This window comes from Psychromonas sp. Urea-02u-13 (assembly GCF_002835995.1).
In the GTDB taxonomy this organism is placed as follows: domain Bacteria; phylum Pseudomonadota; class Gammaproteobacteria; order Enterobacterales; family Psychromonadaceae; genus Psychromonas.
This window is the reverse complement of record NZ_PJBZ01000101.1, coordinates 1-20,365: the sequence shown is the minus strand read 5'-3', so window position 1 is coordinate 20,365 and position 20,365 is coordinate 1. Positions and strand designations below refer to the sequence as shown.

Genomic DNA, 20,365 nt, shown 5'->3' with positions numbered 1-20,365 from the left:
GGACTAAGGCGCTATATTGTGTTGTTACAGCTGTTGCGTTTGCACTAAGTAGCACAAGACCCACAGAGAGTATTGTTTTCATTATATTCCATTACATTGTTAACAAAAAACAAAAAGTCTAAATCAATAAACTTTTCGTGAAATTAAAGAATACAGGAGACTTAGCCACAACAAAACGTGTAATTGACTTTTATTTGCCAACAGGTAAGCAGAGGCTAAATTAGGTGTGTTTCAGTATGGAATTAATGGTTTCATCAATATAAATATAGGGCGAGGTAGTCAAGATATTAACCAGATCTTACTCATCATAATAAAATGAGCAACCGATTTAATTGGTTTATTTACATAAAAATTTGATATTACGCGGTTAATAAATATTATTTGTACTGGAGCAACATTATAGTATTTCCTCCAACTGGAACCTTAGTTCAGCCTAAGTCTCAAAACCCAAACTGCGAAACTAAACGTTCACTTCCAAAGAGCAAACCTGCAGGTTAATCTGTATTAGCCTGTCCCTTGGAAGTAGAGTTTTAGTTCAGCCGTAATCCTCAAAAAATATGAATTATGAAATTTTAGCTTTTACCAGTAACCAAGCAAACTTTGAGTTAGTCACTAAATAACGTTTCCACATACGGCCAGGTTCTTGCAGTACACGATAAAACCATTCTAACCCATATTCTTGCATCCACTTCGGAGCTCGATTTACTTTGCCGGCAACAACATCAAAAGTACCACCGACTCCCATTACAAAATCAACGCCTAATTCGTCTTGCCATTTATTTATAAAGTTCTCTTTTTTAGGAGAGGTAATAGCAACAAACAGTAGCTTGGCGCCTGATGCTTTAATTTTATCAACAACCGCTTGTTCATCTTCCCAAAAATAACCATCGTTAAAACCTGCAATCGTTAAATTAGGGTTCTGCTCTTGTACTTTAGTCGCAGTTTTAGAAACAACATCTTGTGTAGCACCGAGTAAAAACACGGGAAAATCACAGCGAGCACTCATGTTTAGTAGCTCATGAAACAAGTCAACACCTGCAACACGCTCAGGTACATCGTGTCCTAAAAAGCGCGCACCAAGTACAACCCCCATGCCATCAATGTTAATAAGCTCGCAGGCTTTAACAGAATCTGCTAATAAAGGATCTTTTTGCATGTTGACTATTTTGGCAACATTAACAACAACATGTTGTAGAAATTCATTTTTTTTAATTCTATTTTCAATAAAGTCGACCGTTTCTTGCATGGTTGCAATATCCATTGGTGCTTTTAAAAATTCAATTCTTTTCACTGGTTGCCCTTAATATTTTCAATTGGTTACTTATTTGATTTTCTTAGTTAAATTATTCCGTGACGCGGTTATAAAATGCAAAACAGTAATAAACCCATGCCTGCGTCCATCGAATATAATTAATTTCGTTAGTGCTACTTTTTGTTTTTTGATAGACAAACTGCGCTTTATTTTCAATATAAAGTGTATCAATTGAGCGCTGTATGACTTTTTTAGCAAAAGTAATGTCTATATCTGTTTTACCCACTTTAACAAGCGTAAAAATGGCCTGTGAAACACAGTGCATATCTAAAGGGTAGACATTAGTATTATAATATTTAGCAGTGCCGTCACTCTCAAATAACTCAGCTTTATAATATTTAAACCCTTTATCGATAGCATCATCAAATTGTGATGTATTAAGGGAATCTTTGATCATTTGTAAGGCTTCTAAATTATAACCCGTATGGAAGCCATCAATGAATTGGTGATGGTGTCGTGAGCCGTAAACCCAAGATCCATCTTGTCCTTGTTCTGAAACAGATTGCTGCGCCACTTTAATCGCCAGCGCTTTATATTCTTGGTTATCCGTAATTGAAGCAACCTTTGCAACCCAAGCGGCTCCCCATAAACTGGCATTATGCACAAACGTTGTTTCACCTGGGATATAGGCAAAAAAGCAACGTTCATCGTGCTCACAATAAAGTGTATTAACAATGAAATCAGCGGCATCAATCGCTACCTGTTTGTATTGCTGATTATTACTCAACAAGCTAAGTTCGAACAATGCTTGTGCAACGTAAATGGTGGTTATAATATTCGGTTTACCCTTTGGTACATAAAATGCTCGGGCATTCCAATCAAAATGATAACCCCAACATGCATGCAGCCAAACCGACTTGTCACTTTGTTGGGTTAATAACCAATCGGCAAGTTCGGTTGCAGTATCTAAATAGTCTTTATTTTGTGTACGTCGATAATCTTCTAGCAAACCAAGAATAAATAAACCAATACCTTTTGGATTACGCATTTTAGGTACAGCAAGTAACGGCCGTAAATTAATCGTCGAACGCTTGTTTAACTGTGTCCAAATGAGACCAAATTTTCCTTTTTTGAGAAAAGGAAAATAATCAAAAAACTGACTATTTAAGCCATCAAAAGGATCGGCTCCTTTAAATTGGTCTTGTTGTGACGATATTAATAATTTTTCGGCAATAGTTACTGAATTAATTGACATTGTTTACCCTAAAAGTTGGTTATATATTTTGTCTAATACTTTGAAAACAACGGGTTCACTGAAATTTTGATCAAATTTATTTTTTGCAGACAATGTAAAAGCATCATTTAATGCTCTATCACTTGTTATACGTAATAAAGCGTCGGCCAAGCCATCAACATCTCCAGCAGTGATTAATAGACCTTCTTTTCCACTGCTAATCGCATCAGGAATGCCTCCTGCGGTAGAGGCAACAACCGCAACACCAGCAGACATAGCCTCTAAAACGCCCATCGGAAAACCTTCGTTGTAACTAGGTAAACAGTAAACATCCGCTTTTGCAAGATACGCATTTTTTTCATCGCCCGATACCCAGCCTAAAAATTGCACCTGATTTTTAATGCCAAGTGAATCGACTAACTTTTTATAGAACTCAATATCACCATCACCACCGAGTAGTAACGTAGCAGAATCGTCTTTAGCTAATAACTTTTTAAACGCATGAATTAAATCAGCAACACCCTTTCTCTCACCAAGTCGACCAAGAAAGAGAATAGACGCATTTTGTTTAACACTACGATCTAAGGTTAACTGAGGTACTGCGTTATAAACAATCTTTACTTTACTTGGCTCTTTCACAATGCTATGAGCCCATGCTAACCATTGGGTAGAAAGTACAATAACACTATCAGCTAGATCAAAGGTATTCCTAATATGCGCTTGTTTTTTCAGCGAGCTCTCATTCTTATAAAACTCTTGAAATTCAGCACCATGCAGATGGATAATTATTTTATTGTTAAATAACTTAATAAAACGAACGATTAATGACTTTCTTAAGTAGCTACCTCTTGAAGACATATGTATATGCACAATGCCTACATTATAAAAGAGATTAAAATAGACTAATTTCACAAATACAGAGGCAAATAAAAATAACCGATTTAACCCTTTGTATTTTGACTCACTATAATGTGAAGCGATTAACTTCATATTCCAATTATTAAAAAAAACTCCTGAATTAAGTGTATTTAATACCGTTGCAACACCACCTTTTCCATTGATTGACGTGGCAACGGTTATATTAATTTTACTGCGCATTAATCTTCCTTAATTGTGCAAATTGCTTGACGGGATTTTCCATTTTTTGTTTTGGGTATGGAGTTAACTACTTCTACTTTTACTTCAATCGATTTTCCTAATCTATCCTGGGCATTTTGAATTAATTGTAATCTTTGAGGCGCTAAAAAGAGTGTATCTTCAACCACTACTAATGCGTTTATCTCTTTATGTGAATACTGAGTAAACTGGGTTGCAATTAAACCAGCGATGCCCTTAGGTATATGATTAAGAATATGCATTTTCTGCCCATCCTCTGCAATCAAATAATCACCCACACGGCCTTTTATATGATCAACCATAGGAAAAACACGTCCACAGGCACACTGTTTTTCAGTTGATAATTTAACAAAATCTCCGGTTTTATAACGAATCAGTGGGAACAATGAATTATTAAAATTGGTTCCTACAATTTCATGGTAACCATCACCTTGATCAATTAATTCAACGTGTGAGTAATCGGTTAAAATATGGTAATTCCCATGTTCACAACTAGCAATCGCAGCAACACGCTCAAACAACCCGTACCAGTCAAAAACGGGACATTTAAATCGTTTTTCAATTAACGCTTTATCTTCAGTGGCGAGTGATTCCGACGATGTAACAATCGATTTCAACGTTCCTTGATAATACAGGTCATTCACATCTAAATACTTAGCTAATATTAATATCGAAGAAGGATAGGCTTGGATAATATCTACACCAAAATCAACCATAGTAGTGATGTATTGTGGCAATGCTTTGGGTGTCATATGGTATGAAGAAAGCAACACCATATTTTCAAAATAGGAATAACGCCAAAATGGTGGTTTTTTTTGTGTGAATGGCACAATCATATCGCCACGCATCCAACCTATTTTGTCACCTTTAACATAACCGGCCCATTGTAATTGCCTATCGGTAAATGCCTTTTCTGCGCGAACCGATGCGATGTCTTGATAAATAGACAGTGGCGTGCCCGTTGTGCCACTGGTTTTACCTTCTATTTTAATTTCTTTTGAATCAACATTTAGAAACTGCGTATTATTTTCACGGACATTTTCTTTCGTGGTGAAATCAAAGTCACAAAGTTGCAGTGGCTGCTTGTATTGCTGTTTTTGATAAAAGGGACAATGCTCAACCGCATTTTGTAGTACTTGATCAATTTTTCCGTCATGGTAACGCTTTAATGCTTGTTTATCTTTTTCATGATCAATCAAGGTCAGCATGAGTGCTTTGCTCGATTCAGTCGCACGCATTTTTCGTTTAATCAGTTCATAACAACTCACTGCGATATGTTGTATGAATACAGGCGAGTTTTGATAAATAAAACTATTCAACATTTGTATATTTTCCTGAGTTAATTGTTATTTAAAGTCTGACACATTAATGCCTGATTTAATAATTTTAGCTGGGATGCCTGCTACAACACAGTTATCAGGAACATCCTTAATCACCACTGCATTTGCACCGATTACGCAGTTATTACCTACTTTCAAGTCACCTAATATTTTTGCACCTGTCGCAATAAATACATCATTACCAATAACAGGCACATTTTTAGAGCCTGATTTACCACCAATTGTCACATTAGTACCAATAGTGCAATTAGTACCTATCACCGTTCTTTTATGAATAACTACACCGATACCCCCATAGCCAAAAATAGTTTTAGCACCTATTCTTGTCTCACTATAAACCGCACAGTTATGAATTAAACGAATCAATAAATTACACAGCTTTGGCAATAGAGGAATGTTATTACGATAGAAAAAATTACCTAATTTATATAATCTCATTTTTAATCATCCTTTTTTTATCTCATGCGATTTTACTGAAATTCTTCAATAAAACTAAATGTGTGGTTCTTGTTCTTTTTTTATAAAATAATTTATTAGTAGTATTAGATACAAAAACAACAAAATAGGTGTTTTTGTAGTAAGTGAGTTGTTGGTAATCGAAACAATTAAAAATCCAACTACTGCAACTCGTGTTGACCATTCCCCTTTCTTAATAAAAAAGAGTAAGGGTGATAAGAATGAGATTAACAATGGTACTGTTCCAACAACTCCTAGGGTAAATATCCATCCGATAATATAATTTTCAATTACGGAGATACCAAGGTAAATATCAATTGCACCACGAAGGTTATCTGTTGCACCGAACAACCATTCTTCAGGACTCATCAGTTCTAAAATATAAAAAACATCCACGCGCGCACTGGCACTGCCATCCATATGTAATTTATTTAAAATGCGATCACCAATACCGCTTTCAAAAACAACAATAACTAACGCGATAAAAAAGAAATAACTGAAAAAACAGAGTAATGAGAAGGTTAGTTTATTCATGCGCACGCCTGAAGTAACAAACCGATACAGCGAAGGTAGAGCAATCAGAGTCAGCATTAGCAAATAAATGCCAAGTGCGGCACGCCCGCCAAAAGCAAATAATGCTAAAATCGAAATCCCAAAATAGAATACCGTCGGTAAAACGGTTCTGTGTAATAGATAGGGTAATAAGGCAACACTAATCAGCGCATTATTTAAAGGGTGGGTTAAAAAAGCAGTTGATCTAAAATAAGCAAAAGAAGAGAACTCTACATTAACCATGCGAGTATTAAAGGCATACTCTATAATGGCGACACAACAATTAAGCAGTAATAAGTAGGCAATAAATTTGACTATAAACTGTTTTTGCTCAATAGACATGACACAGATAATAGGTAATAACAGTAATGGAGATAGAAAGGTGTTTACTAAATAAGCCATGCCAGAGGTACCAAACAGTACTATTCCGTAAAAAATCACAAATATTAAAAATGCAAAACTAACTAACCACACTTTAAAAAAGTCTCCCATACGAATAATAATATAATTCAGTTCGAATTTAAGAAATAGACAGACAAAGAGCATCATCACTAGATAGGAATAGAGATGTATTTTATGTAACGGACTCCCTCCCTCGCCAGCGTATATAATACCTAGACTTTCTAAAAAATAACCATTTAAAAAAAATGCAACGGTTAAAAGTAAGAGTACGCCACGGAAGAAAAATTGATGATTCACTGAAATACCTTTTTGAGATAAATACGACAATTCAATGTGTTGAATGCTAGGTGCACACACAAATAAACCAGACTTCCCACAAAAATATTACACAGCAACGTAGGATACAGGGGCAAAGCAACAAATAATGGCGCCAATAGTTTTACTACCAGCACCATGAATAACGTTGCGCTGAAGGTCGATAAAAAAGTATCAGGGAAAGGATAGCGATACCCATAATACGTTGATACTTTATAGGAAATAAACACACCAATAACCTGTGTTAATACAAAAGCATAGCCAACCCCAATCAACCCGTAGTGAGTAATCAAAAGATAGGCGCTAATTAGGCTGATGATCAGTAGAAATGTTGATATAAACGGCAGGGCTTTCGTCTTTAGGGTGAATTGTAATCCGTGATCTAAAAAGTGCCCCCTGAAATTTAAACAAAAAATGGCAAAACTAATCCAATAAAAAAGTTCAATATCAAAACCACTAAAGTTATCACCAAGTAATATGACAATTAATTGTGGTGCAATTAAGTTAATGCCTACGGTTGCAGGCACAGTTACTAAGAGCAAAAGTGATATATATTTTTTATGCGCAACAAACAACTTCTCTTTACATTTCACCTCTTTTACCACTTCCGGGTAAAGCGGCAAAGCGATCACCATGAAGACTAATGCCATAATACCTAAGAGTAGATTTGAAAAAGCTGCGTATAACCCAACCTCTGACAGCCCTAATAGTTCTGATACCATAATTCTGTCGACCCGTGTACTCAGCGTCATTAATACGCCAGAGAACAGTATCGGAAGGCCGTAGGAGATAAATGCTTTTCTATCTTTAACTGGTAATTTTTCTAGCTTACGGCCAATTGCGTTATAGCTTAATAGACAGGCTAGTGCATTACTTGCGATAAGTGCCACTATCGCCATAATAATGGACGATGAAAATGTCAATAACAGATAAGTAAAAACAATTGATAGTATGGCTTGCAGTAACACTGAATATCTATATTTCACGACATTGTCAGTCAGTCGAAACAACTCTTGGAAATATAAAAAACACGATTTACTGATCAACAATAAAGATAAAGCGCCCCATAATACCCAAGAAAACTCATCACTAAAAACTAAACAGAGTGATAATGAAAGGGATCCGGGGATAAGCAGTGATAACAGTAATCTAAATGAATAACCTTTTAATGCTTTTTTATCACTAGTTGAAGCAGAAGGCATAAATCGAGTTAGTGAAACATTAATCCACTGTGCAGAAAAAGAGCGTGTTGCCTCCATAAACACCAGTATCAACGCTAATAACCCATATTCCGACAAACTAAGAAATCGTGTTTGCAAAGCAATGAGGAAGAATACACTCACAGCAGAGATTATCTGCACGGGCGCATAGTGTAATAATTTTTTAAGCATTGTTTAGCACTTTCCTATATACATTTTCATAGGCCTCAATCACCGCAGAGATACTAAAATTAGCTTTGATATATTCACTATCAACTACAATTTTTTTCTCTACAAAGGCCATGACTTGCTCGGTGATATGTTGATAATCTTGTTGTTTAGCTAATTCCAGCCCTAAAATTTTAATATTATTTCTTTGAAAGTCTGCCATGATTCCCGTCTCAGTTGCTATCACAGGCAGTCCAGTCGCCAACATCTCTAAGGGTACTAAACCAAAGGTCTCTTCCTCTGAAAGGAATAAGCCAACATCTGCTTCCGCGTATAATGCAACGATTTCTGTTGTCACCTTTGCTCCTAAAAAAGCGACATGAAGCTGTAATCCTTTTTGATTGATCAAGTCTTGTAATATTTCTTTATAACGAACATCTGTTGCAGGTCCAATAATGTTTAGCTGTGCCGTGTTCCCCTGTTTGATAAGTAAATCAAGCACTTCAATAATATGATGAATACCTTTTTTAGGGGTTAATAGTGCACAGGTGACCAGTGTTATTAAACTATCATTTTCTTTATTCATCATTTGAAAAAATAATGAATCAATTGGGTTATAAACAATAGCCATGGATTGATGTGTATCTTGCTTAATTGACTCATTTAAAAAACCGCTCACACATGTATACGATGAAATAAAATATTTTGATATAGAAGGCACTACTTTTTCATATAAAAAATTATTCATTTTAGATCTAGGAGTTCTTCCTATTTTTTTATAATTATGTAATGTCGCCAATGTTGGTACATTAGCTCCGATAGCAATGAGCCATGAAATAAGGTGAGAGTGAATAATATCGGGCTTAAATAATTTATTCTGAGCTTTGATACTACGTCGTTGATGCAAAATACCAGGCAACTTAAAGTACTTCGCAGCGCCGATATCAGAAACATTATATTGCACCACCTCTAAACGGTTGTGCAATTGAGTCGTGACACCATTCAGCGCAGTAAGAGAGTTTGTTGGATCAAAGGCCACTACACGATAATGAAAATCGTTAGTGGGGTTTTCTTGTAAGCCTTTAACCAACATTTGACAAACAGAATCTACCCCTCCTGTATTTTTACTTCCCCAGACAATGGTCGACAATGGAGTAACCAATAATACTTTTTTCATTGTGTTTCTATCTTGCAAGGGTTATTTATATAGCGATCAATAGAATGATCACAAATAACACGCGCAGGGTTGCCCACAACGGTTGAATTATTACTGACATTTTTGACCACAATTGTCCCTGCGCCAATCGTCACACAATCACCAATGGTAACTGCCTCAACAATGCACACATTCGGTCCAATATATACATTGTCTCCAATAATCGCACCTTTACCATGGTTTGATCCTATGGTAGTGAATTGACTTAAATTGCAATTTTTTCCAATAACAACAGTGCTGTTCATCATTACTGATGAAGCATGTCCTAAATATAAACCAGGACCTATCTGTGTTTCTTTTGGGATCTGTATTTGACATTTAATAGACAGGTGTCTGTGCATATACCAAGCAATACTTTTTATTAAAAAATTATTGCTGTTACAAAGTCTCAACCAGAAGGTGTATTTAAATGAACGATTATTATTTAATAAATTTTTTAATAATAAAGTAATAGAATACTTACCTGTATGGCGAAACAAATCCGCTTTTACTAATTCAAATGGCGTCAAAATAGATACACTCTTCTGGAAAAATTAATTTTTTTTATTAAACGATACCGCGTGTATCAATCACAACTTTTGTTGCAAATTGTGTACTGTCGGCAGCTTTAAACTCTTTGTGGTCAACCAAGACTACGACTACGTTTGCTATTTCTAATGCAGCTTCTAGTGTAGCAAGTTGTACGCCCTCTTTTGAAAGGTTCGCAGGTAGTTCATGTATGTTGGGTTCAACAGCAACAATGTCGCCAATGTCACGTGATGCCAGCTCTTTCACTATTTGTAGCGCAGGGCTTTCACGAAGGTCGTCAATGTCTGCTTTAAAAGCAAGACCAAGGCATGCAATCACTGGGCGTTTGAACTCATCAGCTGCTTTAGTAATTTGATCAATTACATAGAAAGGCTTCGCGTCATTGGTCAAGCGTGCTTGGCGAATGATGTTTGCTTCTTCTGGGCAGCTATCAACAATAAACCACGGGTCAACGGCGATACAATGACCACCGACACCAGGCCCAGGGTTTAAGATATTTACACGTGGGTGACGATTCGCTAATTTAACTAACTCCCACACATTGATTTTTAATTTGTCACAAATAACAGATAATTCATTGGCAAAGGCAATGTTAACGTCGCGGAATGAGTTTTCTGTTAATTTTGCCATTTCAGCTGTGCGGGCATTAGTAATAACACATTCACCACGAACAAAGGTTTTGTACAGTGCAACGGCTTTTTCACTACAAGTTGTAGATATACCACCAATAACACGGTCGTTAGAAACAAGCTCTTGTAATACATAACCAGGCAATACACGTTCAGGACAATGTGCCACGTTAATATCTGCAGCATCGCCTTTGTCTTGTGGGAAACTTAAATCTGGACGCGCTTCTTTTAACCACCCTGCTAATTTTTCTGTTGCACCAACTGGAGATGTTGACTCAAGAATCACTAGGTTGCCTTTTTCAAGCACCGGCGCAATGGTTTTAGCTGCCGATTGAATGTAAGAAAGATCAGGAGAGTTATCTTCTTTAAAAGGTGTTGGCACGGCAATCATAAATACGTCAGCAGATTCAGCTTCCGTTGTTGCGCGTAATTTACCTGTCATGACAACAGAGCGTACAACGATATCTAGATCCGGTTCAACAATGTGAATTTCACCTTTGTTGATGGTATCTACCGCTTTTTGATTTATATCTAAGCCAACAACATCCATACCACGTGATGCGATAACCGCAGCTGTTGGTAAACCGATATAACCTAAACCCACTACTAATACTTTTTCAATTGACATTTTCTTTCCTTAAATTTTTATTAATCTGTTATTTTATTTTAATCAGTCAGCTAATAGTGCATTCACGATACGTGCGCAGGCCTGACCGTCACCGTATGGGTTATGCGCTTTTGCCATAGTGTTATATAACGCTTGGTCGTCTAATAACTCTAAAGTAGCTTCGGTAATACGCAAAGTATCTGTGCCGACTAATTTAACCGTGCCCGCTTCAATCGCTTCTGGGCGCTCAGTGGTATCACGCATCACTAATACGGGTTTGCCCAACGATGGTGCTTCTTCTTGAACGCCACCTGAATCAGTAATAATCAGGTAACTACGGTTCATTAAATAAACAAACGGGAGGTAGTCTTGCGGCTCAATTAAAAATACATTATCAAGATCTGACAAAATGCGGTTAACAGGCTCACGTACATTTGGATTCATGTGCATAGGGTATAAAATTTGTACTTCTGGTCTTGCTTTTGCAATATTAGCTAATGCTTCACAAATGCGTTCAAACCCACCACCAAAACTTTCACGGCGGTGACCTGTAACTAAGACTAATTTTTTATTTTCATCTAAAAAAGGAAAGTTTTTAGCTAGCTCAGTACTGATATTTTCATCGCTGTCTAATTTTTCTTTTACCCACAACAATGCATCAATAACTGTATTACCCGTTGTTTCGATACGATCTTCCGCCACATGCTCTCTGATTAAGTTATCTTTAGAGCCTTGTGTCGGTGCAAAATGGTAATGCGTTAAAACACCCGTTAATGTACGGTTTGCTTCTTCAGGCCAAGGTGAATAAAGGTTACCTGTGCGTAAACCGGCTTCAACGTGACCAATTTTAATCTGTTTGTAGAATGCAGCTAATGACGCTGAAAATGTCGTTGTTGTATCACCATGTACTAACACAACATCAGGTTCAAAATCTTCAAGCACTGTTTTTAAGCCAGACAGAATATTGCCCGTCACATCAAACAGGTCTTGCCCTGGTTTCATGATGTCTAAATCGTAATCCGGTGTTATTTCAAATAGGTTTAATACTTGGTCTAACATTTCACGATGCTGCGCGGTTACACACACTTTGCTTTCTAAGTTTTGCTCTGCTGCTAACTTATGTACTAATGGTGCCATTTTGATCGCTTCAGGACGCGTTCCAAATACGGTTAATATTTTTTTCATTTTGAATCAGACCTATCTGTTTGATTAAGAAAAACTAAAGTTAATATTGAAAGAAAAATCAATATTATTGAAAAATCTTGTAATACGAAGTCTACTGTTGCATGCATTATCATTCCGATACATGCCATTAAACATCCAAGCGCTAAGCCTTGGTTAAACTTTCGTTTACTATTTCGTAAAATTTGTATTGTCTTCCATATCACGTAGAGCAACATGCCTAGCAGTAACATACTGACAAGCAAGCCAAACTCTGTTAAAAATTGAACATATTCGTTATGAGCATGATCATAAAATGCTTGGTACTCAGTCGTTTGATATTGTAAGAAGCTTGAGTAAAAACTCCCAGCCCCCGTCCCCGTTAACCAAACATCTTGAATGAATGGAATGGAGTCTCTCACCACATCATCGCGTGTTTCTGCTTGAAATGAGGTTGCTTGTAAGCGCTCTTTTACTTTATCAATCCCAAAATAAGTGCCAACAATGACCAAGTCTAAAATGACTAAACTAGCAATTAACCATTTAAGTGTATTAGGCGGACGTTTCATTATTATTAACGCTAGAATACTTGTCGCTAACAATGAAATAAAGAATGCTGTATTGCCCATTCGTGAACGGGTCATGATTAATGCCACCACCATGATGATGATGCCAATACGCACTATCCATTTTGGGCTTAATAAAGCTTCAATCACTGTTGCCAACTTTGCTCGGCGAGATACCGCTTCAACACCAGTAAGTGAACCAATCAGATAGCCAATAGCAACACTTAAACAAAGTAATAGATAGTTTGCTAAATGATTCCAGTATACGAATGATCCCGTTGCGCGTTCGCCTATGTTGAAACCAAGCGGGCTAACTTGCCATCCAGAGTATTGTAGGAAAATTGCATATACCGCTTGATACAAACCAGACAACATAATCATCCAACAGATGATTTTAACTCGTTCTTGCTTGTTCACTAGAGTTGCAATATTGATAATAAACAGGCAAAAAGTTATACCTTTAATTAAGGCTATTTCTGTTTGACTTGGATCTAACGATAACAAGGGAGAAAAAGAAGGCGCAATGCCACCTAACCATTGTAAGAAAACCCAAAGTTGAACTACAACTATCACACCCAACACTACTTTCACTTTTTTAAGTTGTGAGAATACGTTAGTAAATGAGTGTGTATAACAGACCATTATTGTGTTGATTGCTATTAGGACTTCAATCAAACCCCATGCCCAAGGACGGTTTGCGCCTAAAGGGATTGGAGAAAAAAGTATGATAAAGCAGAGGAGGTAAAAGGCGTGTTTACTGCGCACCAGAAAATCCATTTATCTGTTTGTGAATATTTTTAAAAATCATACAATCCGTTGTTATTTTTTGTAGGACTAAAGTCCCACTTCCGATTTAGGGCTTACTATAGAAGACATGAATGTCGAACTATTATTAATTTTTCTAGTAAAGTTGAGTATCTACTCTACTTAGTCACCCTTTCGATTTTTGGTTAGTTCATTTTAACTAGATAAGCTAACGGCTTTGAAGAGGGTAAATGTTGAAAATATGATGCTGAAGTAAAGCAGGACTAACGTCCCACTTCCAACTTATTGATTTCTAATTTGGTGAAGCAGTAGAGCCACCACCACCCGTACCACCACCTAAACCAGGTTGTGAAGGTGCAGCACCAAGAGATGGAGCAGAACTAAATCCGCCAGCGGCTGTTTTGAGTGCAATGTCTTCTTCATTTGCGCCACCTAATAAGGCGGCAACGATCATCTCATCTTGATCTGCTCCTGCATCTACAGCGGCTTGTACGATTTCACTTGCTAGTTCAGGGTTTGCTTCAACAGCGGCTTGTACGATTTCAGCTGCTTTGTCTGGGTTTGCAATAATCGCAGCAGTAATGATTTCTGCGATAGATTCGGGTTGTGCTTGCGCTAAATTGGTAACTACTTTTACTGCATCAAAGTTGGCTTCTTTTACGATTTGTTCAATCGTTTTACCTGATGCTAGCTCAGCAATTACTTTATCTATATTAACTTTATTATCTGTTATTGCTTGCGCGTTTGCGGTCGCGGCAACAAGTAAACTTGCAATCAAAATCTTTTTCATTTTCTATCCCTGTTTACAATTTTTATTGTTACATCTGTGATTAGGTCAAACAAATATATATATTTGCTGTACTTTATTGACTTAGATCTCCTTTGTCACCTCTTTTTTGCCAAATATGTAAATTATTTAAAATATGTCACTCACCTAGGGCTAATATAGCTTACTCGGTTTATTAATTACATAGCCTAATGCAGCATCAACTTTCAACAACTGCAAGGTTGCTAATTCACTTTCAGTTTCAACACACTGCGCTACTACCGTGATGTCTAAACCATGGGCCATTCTGACAAAAGCACTGACCATTTGTTCGTTACCCTTTTTCTCGTCGATACTGCGTGTGAAAGCTGGTGATAACTTCACCAGCGCGGGTCTAATTTCCATCATATATTGTAAAGATTCAATACTACTGCCAAAGCGATTAATACAAATCGAACACCCATTGACTGTTAATGCTTCTATTTTTGATTTACTTTCATTCAGATCACCTACAATTGAAGCCTCAGTTAAACCAATAACCAGTGATGCTCCGAATCCGCTTTCTTTGATTAACCCGGTGATTTTTTCCATATGAAGGCGGTCTGAAAAAGTTAATCGGGAGAGATTAATCGCAACTTTTTTGCCCTTGAGTTGATTCGTTTTACAACGTTCAAGAATCAGTTTGATGATGGTAAAGTCTAATTTACCTGTTTCACCATATTGACTTGCGATAGCAAAAAGATCACCCGTATTAATAGTTTTATTCTTGTATTCAAAAGCAGCAAACAGCTCTAAGTCAAAGGCTAAACGTTGACTGCAACACAGCGTATCTTGCTTTTTCAGCGTGATATGATTTTCCGGTTTTTCTAATATTTTGTCTAAAATAGTTTTTAAGTTTGTCGCACTTCCAAACGCCTCTAATGGGTTAGTCTGTTGTTGAATATAGAATCCATCCGAGCTTTCTGCTGCGTTGTTTGTTGCCATATCTAACTCAAACATGACATCTGCAAACTGCTGAGCACTTTTGAAATTAACAAAGCCAAAGACAGCCTTCGCCTCTTGCATGCTTTCCATATTTACCTGTAGTTTGTTAATAACTGAGCTTATAATTTCTGTCAATTTAGGTATTTGAAAATCATCAGTTATTAAACAAAACTCAGATCCTGAGATACGATACAACTTAACACCCTGCTCTGCCTCTTCTTGAATGACTGTCACTAACTGATTAACAAGGTTATCACCTGCTTGGTAACCCTGGTTTTTATTTAAGGCAGCTAAACCAGTAATACGCGCCATCATAATAGCGCCATTATGTGTTGCCGACTCAGCTAATAATGAATCCATCATATCAACAAAAGAACGACGGTTTTCAATACCGGTCTGCTCATCAACAAAGGCAGCACGGTGAGTTTCAGTGGCTGCTTGAGTGAGTTCATCGTAAGTGTTTTTTATGTTTGCGACCATTTTATTCATCGCAAGTACAAAATTTCTTAGTTCAGTGGCTGCCGGTAATTTTTCAATCATTATAAATTTTCGTTGCTGAATAGCTTCAGCCTGTAATGAAATAGCGGTAATCGGTTTGTACATTTGTTGCAACATGATGTACGCAAACAATAGCGCGAGACAAAAGATGAACAGTGTTGCATGTGTTATGTCATTAGCACTTTTCCAGAGCTGCTGATAAGCCAAGCCAGTATGAGATTGTACTTTTAATATGCCACCAATTGTCCACCCTGTGTCTATCATGGTTTGCTGTTCAGGCGCTGTTAAAGAAAATAGATCAATAAACCACTGCGGGACTTGTTCGGGTTGGGTTGTACTGACACGCTGGTATCGGATGCTACCGTTTATGTTTTCAAGAGTGATATGATGGTAAAAACCGCGATCAAAAATAGCATTAATGGTTGCCTCTACCACAACCGTTTCTTCATTAAAGATTGGATCGCTTAATGAAAGCCCTAAGCTAGTGGCAGTGTCTTGCGCATGCGAGGCAAGTTGCCCAGACAAATAATGTTGGGTATTTAATAGGTTTATCGATACGCTACCGATAAAACTCATCACTAACACGGAGAGAATCACCGCGTTTAACTGCATTCTTAAAGTCATGTATTTTCCATAATATTATTATTTGTTTGTTTTAAATTCACTGCGTTCTATTCGTGTGACTATATCTTCCCATCGAGTCACTCCCCCTTTACCCTTTACTTGTTTACCTAGCCCTTTCGCTTTGGCAAGCCATAAACCATCACCATTAAAACTGTAAATAGGTTTAAGATCTCTGCGTTGATTAGCGGGTAATATTTTAGGATTAATATTGTCTAATACTAAGGGCATTTGATCGATCGTTTCAGAATATATGAGTACCATGTGAGGTTGATTAATAGCCAAAGCACGGACATACATTAAACGCATTTTACTGGGCTCAACCCCCATCGCTTTTAATGTAAAATACTTTGCTAACGCAAAATCTTCACAATCACCACCTTTTGTACCAATAAATTCAAAGGGTGTTGCCCAATAGTCTTCTTCTTTCCAATGTACAATATCATCAACAAAACTTATTTTCTTGTTGAAAAAGTGATTAACCAAACGCATTTTTTGCCAGTCATCTTTCTTCTCATTATCAACCATTAAACTCATCCATTGCGTCAACAGTTGAGATGAACGGTCCCCATAAGCTTCATTAAATGTTTTTTTGAATTCGGGCGTTAGATAGGCGATCAGTTTTTTAGAGTCTTGAGAAAACAGGTTGCTTGATAAAAGAAAGAGGATAATAAACACATGGCGATATTGCTTCACCATGTGTGTTATTTTATTTTTCATTAATAGTAATGCCACTACGAAGGCGTAACACGATGTTGCAAACTAAACCTCGTTAGCATGTTGTTATCCTTTATCTATTAATGATTAGCGCTTAAATAAATAAGTTAAATTTACTGTTTACGCCATGTTGTCCCGTTCGGGCCGTCTTCTAATACAATTTTTAGCGCTGCTAATTTATCACGCGCATCATCGGCGCTTGGCCAATCTTTATTAGCACGTGCGTCGTTACGTTGTTTAATGAGTGCTTCGATCATTGCGACTTCATCATCAGATTCATCACCTTGCATAAATTGCTCTGCGTCTTGATGCAAAAGCCCCAGTACATTACCCAATGTAACCAAAAGACGTGCTAATGAAGCAGCCTGCGTGCTATCGACCGCTTTAATACGATTAAGCTCTTTGGTTAAATCAAATAATACTGCTAATGCTTCTGGTGTATTAAAGTCATCATCCATGGCTTTACAGAAACGTGCATAATAATCACTGTTTTTATCAAGCTCAGAAGCACTAAAGTCGATATCTCGAATGGCAGTATAAAAACGTTCTAAACTAGCTCGAGCTTGCTTTAGATTATCTTCAGAGTAGTTAAGTTGGCTACGGTAATGCCCTGAAATCAAGAAGTAACGCACAGATTCACTGTCGTAAACCTCTAATACATCTTTAATCGTAAAAAAGTTATTTAATGATTTAGACATTTTAACTTTGTCGACTTGTACCATGCCAGAATGCATCCAGGTATTTACGTATTCACCTTGGTGTGCACAGCATGATTGTGCTATTTCGTTTTCATGGTGTGGGAATGACAAATCTGACCCACCGCCATGTATATCAAACACTTCACCTAAATGTTTATTATTCATCGCAGAACATTCAATGTGCCAACCTGGACGACCGTTGCCCCATGGTGAAACCCAGAATGGTTCATCGGGTTTTGCCATTTTCCATAAAACAAAATCAAGCGCGTTGTTTTTACTTTCTTTTTCTTCGCTATCAACACGAGAGCCGGCTTGTAACATTTCTAAATTCTGACCACTTAATTTACCGTAGTCTTTATAACTTGCGACAGAAAATAACACATCGCCATTTGAAGCTACATACGCATGGTTTTTGCTGATCAGCTTTTCTATCATCTCGATGACTTCAGGCATATGGTCAGTAACACGTGGCTCTAAATCAGGACGAATCATATTTAATGCATCAAAGTCTTTATGCATTGCGTCGGTGAACCGTGTTGTTAGTTGATCGCACGTTTCGCCTTTTTCATTTGCGCGTTTAATGATTTTGTCGTCAACATCGGTGATGTTACGGATAAAGGTTAAATCGTAACCACTAAAGCGAAAGTAACGTGCCACAGTATCAAAAGCCACAAAAGTACGGCCGTGACCAATGTGACAATAATCATAGATGGTAACACCACACACGTACATGCCGACTTTGCCAGCGATAAGGGGTTTAAATTGCTCTTTTTGTCTTGTTAGTGTGTTGTATATCTTTAACATCTGAATTCCATCTATGCGTAATAAAAAGTCGTTACTTAGCGGCGTACTATTTCAGTAATTTGACGCAAAAATAGTAAACGGGGGTAAGCAGTTACAATAAAAATTCATTCTAACCTGAGCGCACAACAAATTCACCCTAGTATTTAATGAATTCGTGTATTTAATGCATTAGGTGAATCAGGTATGATAGCGTTTTTTATTATAGATAGGATCTGATTATGATTACGTTACACACAAACTTTGGTGATATTAAGCTTGAATTAAATGAAGAAAAAGCACCTAAAACCGTCGCTAACTTTATTAAATACGCAGAGTCAGGTCATTACGAGAATACTGTTTTTCATCGCGTAATTGATGGTTTCATGGTACAAGGTGGTGGTTTTGCACCAGGCATGGAAGAAAAAGACACAACTAAACCTGTTAAAAATGAAGCAAACAATGGTCTTTCTAACAAAAAATATTCTGTTGCAATGGCCCGCACAATGGAACCGCATTCAGCATCAGCTCAGTTTTTTATCAATATTAATGATAATAAATTTTTAGACTTTAAATCAGAAACAACTGATGGTTGGGGTTACTGTGTATTTGCAGAAGTGGTTGATGGCTTTGATGTTGTTGATAAGATTAAAGATGTTGCAACAGGTAACTTTGGTTTTGTACACCAAGATGTACCATTAGAAGACGTATTAATCACTAGTGTAACGGTTGCTTAATTATGTCTACGCTCTTTATTGCTGATCTTCACTTAAGTGAGAACCACCCAAAAATAACACAGACATTATTTTCATTTCTGGAAAGCAGAACAAAAAATATCGATGCCTTGTATATTTTAGGCGACCTCTTTGAAGTGTGGATCGGTGATGATGAGCATACGCCATTGATGGATGAGGTCGCATCGAAATTAAGCGACTACTCAACCAACAATGGTATTCCAATCTTTTATATTCACGGTAATCGTGATTTTATGGTTGGAAAAAAATATGCCAAGCAATCATCTATGCAGTTATTACCAGAACACCATGAAATTAATTTGTATGGTCGTAAAGTATTATTAATGCATGGCGATACTCTTTGCTTGGCAGACAAAAACTACCAAAAAATGCGCAAGGTGATCCATAATCCTGCACTGCAATTTGTATTTAATTTACTGCCCTTACATTATCGTAAGAAAATTGGTTGGAAAATTCGCACCGCAAGCCAATCAAAAAAAGTGTATAAAAATAATGTAATGATGGGTGTCACACAGAGTGAAGTCGAACGTTTATTAGTAAAACACAACTGTGACATATTGATCCACGGGCATACACATCAAGTAGCAGAACATCAATTTGAAATATCAAACAAACCCTATACTCGCTTTGATGTAGGCGACTGGTTTACAAACTTTAGTTATGTAGAAGCGGATGAACAGTCTATAAAATTACACATAAAACCAATAGCTTAGTTTTATTTCAGATGGCGTCTTAGGAGTTTTATTTTAGGTGGCGTCTTAGTACTTTTCCTAAATTATTTTTGGGTAATTCAGTCACTATTTCTATCTGTTTAGGTTGTTTATAAGCCGTTAAGTGCAACCTACAATGATTTTTTATCCTATTTATTGTTATTGAATGATCATTTAACACCACAAACAATTTCCTGATTACCCATAAAGCTCAGCCATGCTTAAATAACGTTGTGGCATAGGCGGAGTACGTAAGGCAACGTACATAAACCGAGGCAGCATATCCTCAAGCGTAAAACGACGGTTGAACCTATAACAATATTCAGCTAA

Annotated in this window: 19 protein-coding genes and 1 pseudogene; 2 read left to right on the top strand and 18 right to left on the bottom strand. The window is 37.0% G+C overall.

Features of this window, described 5'->3' with window-relative positions; translation table 11 throughout:
* Positions 1-562: 562 nt before the first annotated feature.
* The 16 genes from CXF74_RS18440 to cysS form a co-directional block, all read right to left on the bottom strand.
* A complete protein-coding gene (locus tag CXF74_RS18440; RefSeq protein WP_101083993.1) occupies positions 563-1,291 on the bottom strand; it encodes a WecB/TagA/CpsF family glycosyltransferase in 729 nt (242 codons plus the stop codon).
* 52 nt (positions 1,292-1,343) lie between these two features.
* Positions 1,344-2,507 carry an aspartate-semialdehyde dehydrogenase gene (locus CXF74_RS18435; protein WP_101083992.1) on the bottom strand — a complete coding sequence of 388 codons (1,164 nt, stop codon included), beginning with the start codon at positions 2,505-2,507 and terminating at the stop codon, positions 1,344-1,346.
* Positions 2,508-2,510: 3 nt separating this feature from the next.
* The gene (locus CXF74_RS18430) at positions 2,511-3,584 is read right to left on the bottom strand and encodes a glycosyltransferase family 4 protein (protein ID WP_101083991.1); all 1,074 of its coding nucleotides are present in this window, start codon (positions 3,582-3,584) and stop codon (positions 2,511-2,513) included.
* Positions 3,584-4,924, bottom strand: a complete 1,341-nt coding sequence (locus CXF74_RS18425; protein WP_101083990.1) for a phenylacetate--CoA ligase family protein — start codon at positions 4,922-4,924, stop codon at positions 3,584-3,586. The genes CXF74_RS18430 and CXF74_RS18425 overlap by 1 nt, the downstream gene beginning before the upstream one ends.
* Positions 4,925-4,948: 24 nt before the next feature.
* The gene (locus CXF74_RS18420; RefSeq protein WP_101083989.1) at positions 4,949-5,380 is read right to left on the bottom strand and encodes a serine O-acetyltransferase; all 432 of its coding nucleotides are present in this window, start codon (positions 5,378-5,380) and stop codon (positions 4,949-4,951) included.
* 54 nt (positions 5,381-5,434) lie between these two features.
* Positions 5,435-6,649: a VpsF family polysaccharide biosynthesis protein gene (locus tag CXF74_RS18415; protein WP_101083988.1), complete on the bottom strand. Its 1,215-nt coding sequence runs from the start codon at positions 6,647-6,649 to the stop codon at positions 5,435-5,437.
* On the bottom strand, positions 6,646-8,058 hold the full coding sequence (locus CXF74_RS18410) for a lipopolysaccharide biosynthesis protein (RefSeq protein ID WP_101083987.1): 1,413 nt from the start codon (positions 8,056-8,058) through the stop codon (positions 6,646-6,648). The genes CXF74_RS18415 and CXF74_RS18410 overlap by 4 nt, the downstream gene beginning before the upstream one ends.
* The gene (locus tag CXF74_RS18405) at positions 8,051-9,211 is read right to left on the bottom strand and encodes a VpsD family glycosyltransferase (RefSeq protein ID WP_101083986.1); all 1,161 of its coding nucleotides are present in this window, start codon (positions 9,209-9,211) and stop codon (positions 8,051-8,053) included. Before CXF74_RS18405 ends, CXF74_RS18410 begins: the two co-directional genes overlap by 8 nt.
* Entirely contained in the window at positions 9,208-9,759 is a 552-nt protein-coding gene (locus CXF74_RS18400) for a serine acetyltransferase (RefSeq protein ID WP_198552914.1), read from the bottom strand. Before CXF74_RS18400 ends, CXF74_RS18405 begins: the two co-directional genes overlap by 4 nt.
* Positions 9,760-9,796: 37 nt before the next feature.
* A complete protein-coding gene (gene wecC / locus CXF74_RS18395; RefSeq protein WP_101083984.1) occupies positions 9,797-11,035 on the bottom strand; it encodes a UDP-N-acetyl-D-mannosamine dehydrogenase in 1,239 nt (412 codons plus the stop codon).
* Positions 11,036-11,077: 42 nt separating this feature from the next.
* Complete coding sequence (gene wecB / locus CXF74_RS18390; RefSeq protein WP_101083983.1) at positions 11,078-12,199, bottom strand: non-hydrolyzing UDP-N-acetylglucosamine 2-epimerase; 1,122 nt, start codon at positions 12,197-12,199, stop codon at positions 11,078-11,080.
* Entirely contained in the window at positions 12,196-13,506 is a 1,311-nt protein-coding gene (locus CXF74_RS18385; RefSeq protein ID WP_157822448.1) for an O-antigen ligase family protein, read from the bottom strand. Before CXF74_RS18385 ends, wecB begins: the two co-directional genes overlap by 4 nt.
* A 292-nt stretch (positions 13,507-13,798) precedes the next feature.
* Complete coding sequence (locus CXF74_RS18380; protein ID WP_101083981.1) at positions 13,799-14,296, bottom strand: hypothetical protein; 498 nt, start codon at positions 14,294-14,296, stop codon at positions 13,799-13,801.
* A 150-nt stretch (positions 14,297-14,446) separates the two neighbouring features.
* Positions 14,447-16,378: a bifunctional diguanylate cyclase/phosphodiesterase gene (locus tag CXF74_RS18375; RefSeq protein ID WP_101083980.1), complete on the bottom strand. Its 1,932-nt coding sequence runs from the start codon at positions 16,376-16,378 to the stop codon at positions 14,447-14,449.
* 18 nt (positions 16,379-16,396) lie between these two features.
* Positions 16,397-17,095 carry a transglutaminase-like cysteine peptidase gene (locus CXF74_RS18370; protein ID WP_232772581.1) on the bottom strand — a complete coding sequence of 233 codons (699 nt, stop codon included), beginning with the start codon at positions 17,093-17,095 and terminating at the stop codon, positions 16,397-16,399.
* 110 nt (positions 17,096-17,205) lie between these two features.
* Positions 17,206-18,594, bottom strand: coding sequence for a cysteine--tRNA ligase (gene cysS, locus CXF74_RS18365; protein ID WP_101083979.1), 1,389 nt, complete (start codon positions 18,592-18,594; stop codon positions 17,206-17,208).
* A 218-nt stretch (positions 18,595-18,812) separates the two neighbouring features.
* Between cysS and CXF74_RS18360 the strand changes: the two genes are divergently transcribed.
* Positions 18,813-19,307, top strand: coding sequence for a peptidylprolyl isomerase (locus CXF74_RS18360; RefSeq protein ID WP_101083978.1), 495 nt, complete (start codon positions 18,813-18,815; stop codon positions 19,305-19,307).
* 2 nt (positions 19,308-19,309) lie between these two features.
* Positions 19,310-20,038, top strand: a complete 729-nt coding sequence (locus tag CXF74_RS18355; protein WP_101083977.1) for a UDP-2,3-diacylglucosamine diphosphatase — start codon at positions 19,310-19,312, stop codon at positions 20,036-20,038.
* Between the two features lie 28 nt (positions 20,039-20,066).
* On the opposite strand, the gene CXF74_RS18350 is transcribed toward CXF74_RS18355, so the two are convergent.
* Complete coding sequence (locus CXF74_RS18350; protein WP_232772582.1) at positions 20,067-20,216, bottom strand: AMP-binding enzyme; 150 nt, start codon at positions 20,214-20,216, stop codon at positions 20,067-20,069.
* A gap of 17 nt (positions 20,217-20,233) precedes the next feature.
* Positions 20,234-20,365, bottom strand: a pseudogene (locus CXF74_RS18345) (IS1595 family transposase); the annotation flags it as partial.

Coding starts and splice junctions, on each gene's coding strand:
- CXF74_RS18370 (WP_232772581.1), bottom strand. CDS start 17,095: ATGAAAAATAAAATAACACACATGGTGAAGCAATATCGCCATGTGTTT.
- wecB (WP_101083983.1), bottom strand. CDS start 12,199: ATGAAAAAAATATTAACCGTATTTGGAACGCGTCCTGAAGCGATCAAA.
- CXF74_RS18435 (WP_101083992.1), bottom strand. CDS start 2,507: ATGTCAATTAATTCAGTAACTATTGCCGAAAAATTATTAATATCGTCA.
- CXF74_RS18355 (WP_101083977.1), top strand. CDS start 19,310: ATGTCTACGCTCTTTATTGCTGATCTTCACTTAAGTGAGAACCACCCA.
- CXF74_RS18410 (WP_101083987.1), bottom strand. CDS start 8,058: ATGCTTAAAAAATTATTACACTATGCGCCCGTGCAGATAATCTCTGCT.
- CXF74_RS18420 (WP_101083989.1), bottom strand. CDS start 5,380: ATGAGATTATATAAATTAGGTAATTTTTTCTATCGTAATAACATTCCT.
- CXF74_RS18380 (WP_101083981.1), bottom strand. CDS start 14,296: ATGAAAAAGATTTTGATTGCAAGTTTACTTGTTGCCGCGACCGCAAAC.
- CXF74_RS18425 (WP_101083990.1), bottom strand. CDS start 4,924: ATGTTGAATAGTTTTATTTATCAAAACTCGCCTGTATTCATACAACAT.
- wecC (WP_101083984.1), bottom strand. CDS start 11,035: ATGTCAATTGAAAAAGTATTAGTAGTGGGTTTAGGTTATATCGGTTTA.
- CXF74_RS18430 (WP_101083991.1), bottom strand. CDS start 3,584: ATGCGCAGTAAAATTAATATAACCGTTGCCACGTCAATCAATGGAAAA.
- CXF74_RS18375 (WP_101083980.1), bottom strand. CDS start 16,378: ATGACTTTAAGAATGCAGTTAAACGCGGTGATTCTCTCCGTGTTAGTG.
- CXF74_RS18405 (WP_101083986.1), bottom strand. CDS start 9,211: ATGAAAAAAGTATTATTGGTTACTCCATTGTCGACCATTGTCTGGGGA.
- CXF74_RS18360 (WP_101083978.1), top strand. CDS start 18,813: ATGATTACGTTACACACAAACTTTGGTGATATTAAGCTTGAATTAAAT.
- cysS (WP_101083979.1), bottom strand. CDS start 18,594: ATGTTAAAGATATACAACACACTAACAAGACAAAAAGAGCAATTTAAA.